This window comes from Dermacoccus sp. NHGro5 (genome assembly GCF_017565385.1).
GTDB classification, from domain to species: domain Bacteria; phylum Actinomycetota; class Actinomycetes; order Actinomycetales; family Dermatophilaceae; genus Dermacoccus; species Dermacoccus nishinomiyaensis.
In genome coordinates, this window is record NZ_JAGEKQ010000002.1 from 24220 (window position 1) to 35861 (window position 11642).

Sequence of the window (11642 nt, forward strand, 5' to 3'; positions counted from 1 at the left end):
ACGCGGCACGGCCCGCTCGGACGTCGCTCGCCCGCGACGCGGTGACCCCGCCACGCCCACGTCCACGCCCACGCCCGCGCCCGAGCAGCCTCACCCCGCGAGCGCCTCCTCGACACTGACGACCGGCCGGTCGGTCGCCTCGGCGACGGCGGCGTTCGTCAGCTGCCCGGCGTGCGTCGTCAGCCCGCGCCCGAGGGCAGCGTCGCCCTGGCATGCGGCGCGCCATCCGTCGTCGGCGATCTGTAGCGCGTGGCGCAGCGTGACGCCCGCAAGCGCATGGGTCGACGTGTGCGCGACGGCGCCCGGCATGTTCGCGACGCAGTAGAAGATGCTGTCGTGCACACCGAACGTCGGGTCGGCGTGCGTCGTCGGGTGCGAATCCTCGAAGCACCCGCCCTGGTCGATGGCGATGTCGACGAGCACCGAGCCCGGCCGCATCCGCGAGACGAGCTCATTGCTCACGAGGGTCGGCGCCTTCGCACCGGGCACGAGCACCGCGCCGATGACGAGATCCGCTCGCAGACAGGCGTGCTCGACCTCGTGCGCGTTGCTCATCACCGTCCGCATCCGCCCACCGGTTGCCGTGTCGATCGCCCGCAGCCGTGCGGCATCGAGATCGAGGACGGTGACGTCGGCGCCCATTCCGAGCGCCACACGAGCCGCGTTGAACCCCGACACGCCGCCGCCGAGCACGACGACATCCGCGGGGCGCACCCCCGGCACGCCGCCCATGAGCACGCCGCGCCCGCCGTACGGCTTCATCAGCGCCTGCGCGCCGACCTGCGGGGCGAGGCGCCCGGCGACCTCTGACATCGGTGCGAGCAAGGGCAGCGACCCGTCGTCGAGGCGCACCGTCTCGTAGGCGATCGAGGTGACACCGCGCTCGAGAAGCTCCCCCGTCAGCGTCGGGTCGGCCGCGAGGTGCAGGTAGGTGAACAGCACCTGGCCCTCGCGCATGCGGTGATATTCCTCGGCGACCGGCTCCTTCACCTTGAGGATGAGATCACTGTCGGCCCACACCTCGTCCGCGTCGTCGACGATGACGGCGCCCGCCGCGCGGTAGTCGTCGTCGGTGAGGCTCGAACCGTCCCCGGCGCCGCGCTGCACCCGCACCTCGTGCCCGTGCAGCACGAACTCGTTGACGCCCGCCGGCGTGCACGCCACCCGGAACTCGTTGTTCTTGACCTCGCTCGGAACACCGACCCGCATGATCTTCTCCTCCGACTCCTTCGACGTGACCGTGATCACTTGCCACGCTAGGAGTTCACCGCGCTACGAGCGAGTAGGGCCGGGCCGAGCGCCGTCAGAGCCGTCACATCCGCCCGCGATCCCACGCGGGCAGGGCTGCGATGAACGCATCGAGGGCATGGATCAGCAGCCGCCCGTCCCCCCGTTCGAGCAGCCACCCACGCCCCATCCGGCCCAGCGAGCGCGCCCGCCATGCAAACACCGGCCATGCAGCTGAGCGAGCTGACGAAGAACCTCGGCAGCCACCGGGCCGTCTACGACCTGACGCTCACCGTGCCGCGGACGCGCTCGGCCTCGACGAGGCCGCCGACAAGATCGTCGCCGACTATTCCGCAGGCATGACGCAGAAGATCGGCCTCGCCTGCGCGCTCATCCACGCCCCGCGCGTCTGGGCGCGCGGCAGCTCGAGCAGACGCTGCCCGAACTGCTCGCGAAGATCAACACCTGAGCCGTGCGACGCCCTGACGGGCGCGTCCAGGCATGCTCGTGATTGCATGGGTACTCACCGGTAACAACGAAGAGGACCGCATGAAGCACTGGATGCGCCCCGCCCTCGCGATGCTCGCCGTCGCCTGGGGCGGCAACGAGTTCACGCCCCTGCTCGTCATGTACCGCACGCAGCATCACCTGCCGCAGGTGACGGTCAACGTGCTGCTCTTCGCGTACGTCCTCGGCATCATCCCCGCGCTGCTCATCGGTGGGCCGCTCTCCGACCGCTACGGCCGGCGGCGCCTGCTCGTCCCCGCGCCGTACATCGCGATGCTCGCGAGCGCCGTCCTCGCGTTCGCCCACGCCAACGTCACCGTGCTGTTCCTCGGGCGCGTGCTGTCGGGCATCGCGCTGGGTCTCGTCATGGCCGTCGGCTCATCGTGGATCAAGGAGCTGTCGAGCCCGCCGCACGACGACGCGCCCGACGGCACCGGCGCCAAGCGTGCGTCGATGTCGCTGACGGCCGGCTTCGGCCTCGGCGCCGCGTTCGCCGGCCCCCTCGCGCAGTGGGCGCCCTACCCCGACGAGCTGTCGTACCTCGTCAACATCGTCGTGACGGCGATCGCGGCCGTGCTCGTCCTGCGCACGCCGGAGACGGTCGACGCGGCGTCGCGCTCGACGTCGTCGTTGCGTGACGATCTGCGCATCCCCGCCGTCGGCCACCGTCGGTTCCTGTTCGTCGTGCTGCCGATCGCCCCGTGGGTCTTCGGCGCCGCCGCATGTGCGTACGCCGTCCTGCCCGCGCTCATGTCGTCGCACGTCTCGTCGGCGCCGATCGCGTTCTCGGCGCTGCTGTGCGTCGTCGGCCTGACGTGCGGCTTCCTCGTCCAGTCTGTCGGGCGCCGCATCGACTCCCCCGGCACCACCCGAGCGGTGCGCGTGGGGCTCGTCGTCCTCGTCGTCGGCATGCTCGCCGGCGCGCTCGCGAGCCGCGAGCTCAACATCGCCACCGCGATCCTCGGCAGCTTCTGCCTGGGCGCCGGCTACGGCCTCGCGATGGTGAGCGGCCTGCTCGAGATCCAACGTATCGCCGGGCCCCGCGACCTCGCCGGGCTGACGGCCGTGTTCTACGGCGTCACCTATCTCGGCTTCGCCGTCCCCGCGATCATGGCGACGCTCGCGCAGGACGCCGGGTTCAGCTACCCCGCGATGTTCGAGTTCGGCGCGATCATGGCCGCGTTGTGCCTCGCCGTCGTCGTCATCGCCGACCGTCGGATGCCTGCGAACGGCTGAACGGCTTGCGGGCGCAGCTCACACGACGATTCACTCGAAGACCGTGAGGAGCACGATCGCGACGACGGCGGCGATGAGGAAGCTGCTGATCGACGAGGCGAGCAACCGCTCCGACGTGCGCTGCGGCACGAGTTCGGGGTGACGCTCGCCGTCGGCCCGGCCCGTGAACGGCGACAGGATGACGGGCGAATCGACTGGAACATAGGCCCGCGCGGCGCCCTCCAACGCGTCGAGGTCGGCGGGCGCGAACATCGAGATGCCGGCGACGAGCAACGGACGATCGCCCCCGTCGAGGAAGACGATGGCGTCCTCGGCCGTCCACCACCGAAAGCGGCGCGGCACGATGCGCGCGGTCTCGTTCCACGCGATGAAGACCTGATCACGCCCACCGGCGAGATACTCGACGCCGTCCTCGTCGACGCGCAGGCGCGTGCGCATGTCACTGAGGAACGAGAAACCGAAATAGGCGACGACGAAGACGACGACCGCGACGATGTTGCCGACCGACGGGCGAATGGCGAGCACGGGCGCCGCCAGGACGGCGAACAGCACGACCTCACAGGCGTGATGGCGCCAGAACGCCCACGGGCTCGCCTCGATGACCACGGGGCCTAGTCAACCAGACCGCGCCCGCGGCGACGAAGCGGGCGCGGGGGGCCGGTCGAGCCCCCAAGACTCCACCGACCCCGCCCATGCATCGCCCAGCCTGCACACCCCTGAGCATCGAGCGCGACGCACGGCTGACCGCCGTTCATTCATACAGACGCCCGACATCCTGAGCCGGTTGCACCTCACCGCAGACTTTTTTTCGACCCGGAGCTCCTGCTCGGGCCCAGGACGCTCGCGCGAGCGCCCGCCATGGGAGACAATCCCAATGACGCGGGGAGGCACCCTGCGACGAGCGAACCAGGGAGCCATCCGACGATGTACCGCCTCACCCCCAGCACCCACGCTTGCCTTCGTGCCGGCTCTCGTGCCGGCGCAGCCGCCCTGCTCGCCGCGGGAGCCATCGTGCTCGGCGCGCCAGCGGCAACCGCCGACCCCACCGCACCGTTGGGCTCGCCGAGCACCGGCGCGGGCGTGAGCAGCGCCGTGTTCCAGAGCGCCACGTGCAGCGCATCGGGCGGATACTCGGCCCTCGTCACCCTGACGAACGCCGCCCCTGAAGCCCAGACGTTCTCATTCACGACCGGCGCCGGAGGCGGCGCGACACCGGCAGCGACGAGTGTCGGCGCCGGTCAGAGCCTCACCGTGCGCGTCAGCACACCCTCGCAGGCCCGTGCCATCTTCGTGACGACGGCCTCCGGCGGCTCCGCCGGCTCGCTGCCCCTCAGCGGCTGCGGTGACGCACCGTCCACATCTTCGACGTTGTCCGCGACCGCTGAGCCGACACGGACACCGCGCCAGAGCACCTCGCCCGCCCCGACGAGCGACGAGCCGATGCTCGCGCCCACGATCTCATCTACGGGCGCATCGAGCCCCGCATCCCCCCTGGCCCCCACGACGCCGATGGCACCGACGACACCGCGCAGCAGTTCGACGAGCGCCACCTCGTCGCCCGAATCGTCTTCGTCTTCGTCCGGGTCGTCTTCGTCTTCGTCGTCGAGTCGTTCCAGTTCGGCGTCGTCGACCAGCACCTCCAGCCCGTCGCTCGCCCCCTCGGACGCGGCATCAGCCGACGAATCCGACTCGAGTTCGACGAGCCCCCTGCTCGTCGCCGGCGGTGTCGGCCTCGCACTGCTCGGCCTGGCGCTCGCCGTCACCGTCATTCGCCGCGACTACCACTGACGCAGGATCGTCACGGCAGACCACCACGACCCCGCTCGAAGCACGCGCCACACGAAGAAGCGCCCTCCCCGTCACGATGACGGGGAGGGCGCTTCTCAGGTGGCCGCGCGGGCCGACCGATCACATCGATCAGAGGCGACCGTAGGTCGAACCCGACAGCACCGGGTACAGGCCGGTGACGGTGCCCGGGTGGCGCGCCTCGTAGACCATGCCGTTGCCGGCGTAGATCGCGACGTGGCCCGGCAGGAAGACGAGGTCGCCGGGGCGCGGGTCGCTGACGGGCGTCGTCATCGCCTTGATGGCGCCCGACTGGTGCGGCAGCTGGATGCCGGCCTTCGCGAAGACCATCGCGACGTAACCGGAGCAGTCGGCACCGGAGGTCGACGATCCGCCGTAGACGTAGGGGATACCCGTCAGGCCCGCGGCGATGGAGACGACTCCGGAGTTCGAACGCGAGGCGGAAGCCGTGTTCGTGGCCTTCTGCGCGCTCGAGGCGTAGGTCGGCGTGGCCGAGTGCGTCGTGGTGGCGTGACGCACCGTCGCGCGGTGCACGGGTGCCTGCTGGTGACGCGGCGTCTGGGCGACCGGGCGAGCCTGGGTGTGCTGCGAAACCGCCTGGCGAGCGTGCGTGCGATGCACGCGCTGGTGCGTCGCGGTGGCGCGCTGGGTGTTCGTCGACTGCGACGCGGCGGGCGCGGTGCGCTTCTTGACGACAATCGAGCGACGCTGCACCGGCTCGGCGATCTTCGCCTTGCGCTCGGCCTTGACGGGCTTCACTGAGGCCGACGTCAGCGCACTGCGGGCCTGCGAGCGCGACACCTGCTTCAGCGCCTGCGACGTCGCGCGCGTCGACTTCTTCGCGGCGGCGGGCTTCGCGGCGGCCTTGGCGGCGGGCTTCGGGGCGGCCTTCGGGGCGACGACGAGCTTCTTGGCCGGCGTGACGGTCTTGAGCTCGAGGGGTGTCGTGGCGGCAGCCGCGGCCTCGTGAACGGCGCCCGACTCAGGGGCCGCACCGGCGCTCTGCGTGATGCCGAGACCAGCGATCAGACCACCGGAGACGGCGACGGTCGTGGTGAGCATGGCCAGGGTGCGCGTCTGCTTCACAGGACGCAGCGGGCCCGGCGTGTTCTTGATGGACAATGTGCAACCTCTCGAACGCCTGTGAGGTGAGCTGTCGGGTTCGGACCTGTTGCTCGGCCCGGCTCTCGGCGCTTCGTGCGTGCGACGCGAGCTTCACCCCGAGTTCTTGATCTGCGCTTCGCGGATCAGGAACGAAGAAGTGGGTCCCCCACCCCTGCCAGGTGGTGTAGCTGACATGACTCGCGCGCCGCAGGCAGGGCTCGGCGTGTCCGGCACGCGAGTGTTCGTTGTCGAACCAGGTAAGACGGTAACGAATCAGTCACGACGACGGTGAATCAGGAACCGGCGAGATTGGCGTCATTCCGGCGTCGAGCACCTGTCTCAGGCCCCGTTCGTCTTGCCACCAGCGGAGGTTCAGATTCCGTTACAGAGTGCGCTCGTGATGAACATCACATGCAACCTCAGGCCTGCTGACCCGTCACGGACACGAATACGTGCGAGGCGACGTCCTCGGGCAGCGACACGGCGTCGTCAGGCCGATCGGCGACGACCGCGTGGACGCGGTCGCCGTCAGCACGCACGTCGAGGGCCACCCCGGGGCTCAGCCCGACGCTCGTCAGCACCGCGAGAGACTCGGCGTCCGCCTGCGCGGGCTCGCCGATGCGGCGCACCACCACGCGCAGCGACTCGCTGCCGGCCACCTCGACGAGCGACTGCACGCCGTCACGGAAACCCTCCGGCGCCTCGCCCCAGCCGAGCTCGTCCAGCCCGGGAATCGGGTTGCCGTACGGGGACAGGCCCTTGTCGACGATGAGCTCGAGGATCTTGCGCTCGACGCGCTCGCTCATGACGTGCTCCCACCGGCACGCCTCGTCGTGGACGTACTCGAGCTCGAGGCCGATGACGTCGACGAGCAACCGCTCCGCGAGGCGATGCTTGCGCATGACGCGAGTCGCGAGCAGGCGCCCCTCGGGTGTCAGTTCGATGCGCCGGGAGTTCGCGACGTGGAGCAGACCGTCGCGCTCCATGCGCGCGACCGTCTGCGACACCGTGGGCCCGGAGTGGCCGAGGCGCTCCGCGATGCGGGCGCGCAACGGGGGGATGCCCTCTTCTTCGAGGTCATAGATGGTGCGCAGATACATCTCGGTGGTGTCGATCAGGTCAGTCACGACGACAAGAGTGCCACCTCCGGCGCCGCCGCGCACGGGTGCTCGCAATACCGGCGTCGGTGGGGCGAGGCTCGGAGCATCAGTCGCGCGAACGGATCGCCTCGAGCGGACCGCCGGAATGAGCAGGACGGGCAGCGCCTCGGAGGTGTTCGTCAGAGCGATGTTCGTCAAAGGAGCGACGTCGGCAGGGGTGAGGCCGGGCGAGCCGCGAAGGCAAGGGGGCCGAAAGAGAAGAACCCGAGGCGCGCGCTCACGAAGAGCGCTGCGGCCTCGGGGTGAAGCGCAGCCGCCAGGGGGGAGGGAGTGCGGCGCGCTTCGTGACGAGACGCTACACCCGCTCCCCCCATCATTGAAAGTTAAATCGGGAAGCCAGGGCTGTGAAGATGCTGTGAGCTTCGCAACGCGCTGTCAGAGCCATTCGCCGAACGCGGCCGGCTCGCGCGTGAAGCGGTATGTGGCCCAGTTGAGTTGGGTGACGGAACCGTCGGCGTCGCGGGTGATGACGAGCCATTCGCCGCGCTCGCGACCCGCGACGGTGCGGTAGCGGTCTTCGTCGACGCGCTCGAAGACGGCCGGCGCCTTCCACTCGGGCAACCCCTCGACGCGAGCCTTGAGCGTGCCGCCCTCGACGACGAACGTGAACTGCGTCCCCTCCGAGAACCACACCCCGAGCAGCGGGACGAGCTCCGGGGGCACGGTGATCCCGGGCGTCCAGGCTGCGGGCAGCTCGGGTTCGCGCTCCTGGACGGCGCTCGCGAGGTCCGTGGCGAGGGCCGCGGGATCGGGGGTGTGCGTCGCGTTCATGAGAGCGACGCCCGTCGTCGCGCTCTCGCGGTGCGTGAAGACGCCGGTGATCGCGCCCGGCCAACCGCCGGTGTGGCCGACCCAGATGCGATCGTCACGGCGCAGCAGCATGAACCCGAGACCCCATGCGGCGCCCCAGCGATCGACGTCGGCGACGATCTGCGGCTGACACATCTCCTCGAGCGTGTCGGCGGAGAGGATCGCGGGGTCGGGGTTCGCGACGAAACCTCCCCAACGCGCCATGTCGCGCACACTCGAGACCATGCCCGCGGCCGGCGCGATGGCGCGCGAGTCGAAGACGGGTTCGTCGACGGGGACGTCGCTGTACGGCGGCACGAAATAGGTGCCCGCAGCATGCGGATCGGTGTCGACGCCGCCCGGGTAGCCGAGAGTTGTCGACGTCATGCCGAGTGGGTCGAGGAGCCGACGCTGCACGCTAGCGAACCAGTCGCCACCGTCGAGACGATTGATCATCTCGCCGAGCAGCGCGTACCCGAGGTTCGAGTAGTGGAAACGCGTGTGAGCGGGCAAGACGCGTTCGCTGTGGGCGAGGCTCGCGAGGAACTCGTCGCGACCCGGCATGACCAGCGTGTCGAACACGTCGCCGACGGCCTCGCGCTGGATGCCGGAGCTGTGCGACATGAACTGACGCGGCGTCATGCGCGCTAGCGGCGAATCGGCGGTAATGGTGTCAATGATGTCGCGGGCCGGAGCGTCGATGTCGAGCTTGCCCTCGTCGCGCAGGGCCATGATCGTCACCGCCACGAACGTCTTCGTGTTCGACGCGATCTGGAAGCGCGTGTTCTCGTCGGGCGCAGTCTGCCCGACGCGCTCCGCGCCGACGTTCTGGCCGAGGTGCGCCGCCCCGAAACCGTTGTGCCACAGCAGCGTCCCGCGTCGCGCCACCCCGGCGGCGAGGCCCGGCACGCGACCCGAGCGCTGAGCGTCGAGGGCGATGCGGTCGAGAGCCGTCGTCGTCTCGCGCGACAACCGCGTCGCCGTCGAGGGTTCGACGCGCCCGTCGACCTGAGAGACGCCGGACGTGGCAGCACGATCAGCCTGCACGTCCCGCGCGGCCGACGTCATCGCGGCAGCGTCAGCCTGGGAGTCGAGCGTCGCGGTAGCTCCTTCGTCCTGCGCGTCGAGTGCTGCCAGGGCACGATCGGTCGACGGGTCGTGGGGTGTCGGCGTGGACGAGTCAGTCATACCTCCACGCTAGGTGGTGACGCCGTCCGCTCCGGTTTTGCGGGCCGGCGAATCAGCGACGGCAGATTCGCGGGCGGCCTCGAGACGCATCACTGCCACGCGTCGCCGCCCCGCCTCGCCATGCCGGCGACGCCCCACTCGTATCCATCGGCGATTTTCGTCCACATTCGCGAATCTCGCCCCATCTGCGAACGGCGTCCACCCCGGCGAATCGCGTCCCCATCTGCGATTTGCACACGTCGACGGCTCAGGGCCAGCGACGTTCGATACGCCAGGCTGACGGGTCGTCGAGGTCGCCGTCGCCGACGCGCACGTAGACGAGGCGGTCGTGCAGACGGGAACGGCGCCCCGCCCAGAACTCGATCTCGTCGCAGTTGATGCGGTAGCCGCCCCAGAAGTCGGGCAGGGGGACGTCGTCGGCGCCGCCCGTGTCGGGGTAACGGGCCGTCATCTCGGCGTTGGCGGTCTCGAGCTCGGCGCGGCTCGTCAGCGGCCGCGACTGCTTCGACACCCACGCCCCGACGCGCGAACCATACGGGCGCGAGTCGAAGTAGGCGCGCACGACGTCACGAGGCAGCTCGACGGCGCTACCGGTGAAGCGGATCGCGCGAAACATCAGCGGCCACGTGAGCGCCCCGGCGATCTGGTCGTTCTCGGCGATGTCACGGCCCTTGGCCGATTCGAGGTTCGTGTAGAAACCGGGGCCGTCGGCCCCGAGGTAGCGCATGAGGACGGTCCGCACGTGCGGCGCGCCGGCGGCGTCGGCCGTCGCGATGCTGATGGCCTCTGGCTCGGGCACGTCGCCTTGGGCATTCTGGCGTTCGCGTGCCTCGCGCACCCATGCCTCGATCAGCTCGAGCGGCGCCGCGGGCAACTGCGACTCGTCGAGACCTTCACCGTCGTAATCCATGCGCACCTCGGTCATGCCCCCATCTTGCCCGCCCGGGCCGCTGCGCAGGGCGCCGGGGCGCAATCTGCGTCGGGACGAGCGGACAGGCCCGGTTCCGGAGGCACTCAGCGACGATTCTCGCCGCCTCCGCCGTGACGGTTCTCGCGGCTGCCCGGCTTGGCGCTTGGTTGGCGGTCACACTGACGTTTTCTGCCGGGCACGTCGGGCAGGTGATGACCTGACGGGTCACAACCTGACGGAGCGTGGGCGCTCGGTCTGCGCACCTCGGGACGAGGGCGCGTATCGCCTTTGACACCCTCCCGACGCGTCGACGGGCGCCGCCACCGGTCGCGCACTGGCCCGTCATGATCAACACGCCCGGCCAGCCTGTCTGGTCAGGACGAGCACCAGCGGGTGCGCAACCCCGCGCCCGCGCGGGACGGCCCCGTCGACTCGCCATTTCGGCCGCGCCCAGCCCACGACCCGCCCTGCGGAAAAGGTACCCGCCATGCGAAACGGGCGGCGCGGGCTGCAGCGCCCGTCCTAGAGTCGACAACGTGACTGACGCGAAGAGCAATGACGCGAAGAGCCCCGCCATCGTCATCCCCGACGCTCTCAAGCCGAGCGACGGACGCTTCGGTGCCGGCCCGAGCAAGATCCGCCCCGACGCACTCGCAGCGCTCGCCGCTGCAGGCGAGGGTGCAACTCCGCTGCTCGGCACGTCACACCGTCAGGCGCCGGTGAAGAACCTCGTACGCGAGGTGCAAGAGGGCCTCGCGCAGATGTACGACCTGCCTGACGGCTACGAGACGGTGATGGGTCTCGGCGGGTCGAACGCGTTCTGGGACGTGGCCGCGTTCAGCCTGATCGAACACCGCCAGCAGAACCTCGTCTTCGGCGAGTTCACCGCCAAGTTCGCGACGTCCGCGACGGCGCCGTTCCTCGAGGCGCCCGACATTGTCGAAGCCCCGGCGGGCAGCGTCGCCGAGGCGCAGCCGAAGCCCGGCATCGACACTTACGCGTGGGCGCACAACGAGACGTCGACAGGCGCGATGGCGCCCGTCACGCGCCCGGCAAACACCGACGACGACACGCTCGTCCTCATCGACGGCACGTCCGCCGCGGGCGGCCTGCCCGTCGACCTGACCGAGTGCGACGTCTACTACTTCGCGCCGCAGAAATCGTTCGCGAGCGACGGGGGCCTGTGGTTCGCGTTCATGTCCCCCGCCGCGATCGAGCGGGTCGCGCGCATCAAGGCGTCGGGCCGCTGGATCCCACCGTTCCTCGACCTCGACGCCGCCATCACGAACAGCCGTCAGGCGCAGACGTACAACACGCCGGCGCTCGCGACGTACGTCCTCATGAAGGCGCAACTCGACTGGTTCAACGCGAACGGCGGCCTCGACTTCGCCGTCGAACGTACCCGCGCCTCATCGAAGGCCCTCTACACGTGGGCGGACGCGCACCCGCACGCGACACCGTTCGTCACTGACCCGGCGCACCGCTCCCTCGTCGTCGGCACGATCGACTTCGACGACGCCATCGACGCGGCGGCGATCGCGGCGACGCTGCGCGCCAACGGCATCGTCGACGTCGAGCCCTACCGGAAGCTGGGACGCAATCAGCTGCGCGTCGGCATGTACCCTGCCGTGGAACCCACCGATGTGGCGGCGCTCACCCACTGCATCGACCACGTCATCGAACGGCTCTGACGCCACCGTCACCTCAGGCCGCTC

General features: G+C 70.1%; 9 protein-coding genes, 1 pseudogene and 1 riboswitch. Of the genes and pseudogenes, 3 read left to right on the top strand and 7 right to left on the bottom strand.

Annotated features, from left to right (window positions below; genetic code table 11):
• Positions 1-90 precede the first annotated feature (90 nt).
• On the bottom strand, positions 91-1209 hold the full coding sequence (gene ald, locus J4Z35_RS00820) for an alanine dehydrogenase (protein ID WP_040014149.1): 1119 nt from the start codon (positions 1207-1209) through the stop codon (positions 91-93).
• Between the two features lie 320 nt (positions 1210-1529).
• Between ald and J4Z35_RS14305 the strand changes: the two are divergent.
• Both J4Z35_RS14305 and J4Z35_RS00830 read left to right on the top strand, forming a co-directional pair.
• Positions 1530-1637, top strand: a pseudogene (locus J4Z35_RS14305) (ABC transporter ATP-binding protein); the annotation flags it as partial.
• A gap of 91 nt (positions 1638-1728) precedes the next feature.
• Positions 1729-2970 carry an MFS transporter gene (locus J4Z35_RS00830; RefSeq protein WP_208065285.1) on the top strand — a complete coding sequence of 414 codons (1242 nt, stop codon included), beginning with the start codon at positions 1729-1731 and terminating at the stop codon, positions 2968-2970.
• A gap of 30 nt (positions 2971-3000) precedes the next feature.
• On the opposite strand, the gene J4Z35_RS00835 is transcribed toward J4Z35_RS00830, so the two are convergent.
• The 6 genes from J4Z35_RS00835 to pdxH form a co-directional block, all read right to left on the bottom strand.
• Entirely contained in the window at positions 3001-3576 is a 576-nt protein-coding gene (locus tag J4Z35_RS00835) for a hypothetical protein (protein ID WP_208065286.1), read from the bottom strand.
• A gap of 632 nt (positions 3577-4208) precedes the next feature.
• Complete coding sequence (locus J4Z35_RS00840) at positions 4209-4739, bottom strand: hypothetical protein (protein ID WP_208065287.1); 531 nt, start codon at positions 4737-4739, stop codon at positions 4209-4211.
• 148 nt (positions 4740-4887) lie between these two features.
• Positions 4888-5898 (bottom strand): C40 family peptidase, encoded by a 1011-nt coding sequence (locus tag J4Z35_RS14660; protein ID WP_279537355.1) that lies wholly within the window; start codon positions 5896-5898, stop codon positions 4888-4890.
• Between the two features lie 3 nt (positions 5899-5901).
• A riboswitch (cyclic di-AMP (ydaO/yuaA leader) is annotated at positions 5902-6114 on the bottom strand.
• A 185-nt stretch (positions 6115-6299) separates the two neighbouring features.
• Positions 6300-7007 (bottom strand): metal-dependent transcriptional regulator, encoded by a 708-nt coding sequence (locus J4Z35_RS00850; RefSeq protein WP_208065288.1) that lies wholly within the window; start codon positions 7005-7007, stop codon positions 6300-6302.
• A 408-nt stretch (positions 7008-7415) separates the two neighbouring features.
• Positions 7416-9017 (bottom strand): serine hydrolase domain-containing protein, encoded by a 1602-nt coding sequence (locus J4Z35_RS00855; RefSeq protein ID WP_208065289.1) that lies wholly within the window; start codon positions 9015-9017, stop codon positions 7416-7418.
• 247 nt (positions 9018-9264) lie between these two features.
• The gene (gene pdxH / locus J4Z35_RS00860; protein WP_038571517.1) at positions 9265-9942 is read right to left on the bottom strand and encodes a pyridoxamine 5'-phosphate oxidase; all 678 of its coding nucleotides are present in this window, start codon (positions 9940-9942) and stop codon (positions 9265-9267) included.
• Between the two features lie 521 nt (positions 9943-10463).
• Here pdxH and serC point away from each other — a divergent pair.
• Positions 10464-11618, top strand: a complete 1155-nt coding sequence (serC, locus tag J4Z35_RS00865) for a phosphoserine transaminase (RefSeq protein WP_006944995.1) — start codon at positions 10464-10466, stop codon at positions 11616-11618.
• Positions 11619-11642 lie beyond the last annotated feature (24 nt).

Excerpts from the sequence above, each read along its gene's own strand:
- ald (WP_040014149.1), bottom strand. The coding sequence starts at position 1,209 with ATGCGGGTCGGTGTTCCGAGCGAGGTCAAGAACAACGAGTTCCGGGTG.
- J4Z35_RS00830 (WP_208065285.1), top strand. The coding sequence starts at position 1,729 with ATGCTCGTGATTGCATGGGTACTCACCGGTAACAACGAAGAGGACCGC.
- J4Z35_RS00840 (WP_208065287.1), bottom strand. The coding sequence starts at position 4,739 with ATGACGGTGACGGCGAGCGCCAGGCCGAGCAGTGCGAGGCCGACACCG.
- J4Z35_RS00855 (WP_208065289.1), bottom strand. The coding sequence starts at position 9,017 with ATGACTGACTCGTCCACGCCGACACCCCACGACCCGTCGACCGATCGT.
- pdxH (WP_038571517.1), bottom strand. The coding sequence starts at position 9,942 with ATGACCGAGGTGCGCATGGATTACGACGGTGAAGGTCTCGACGAGTCG.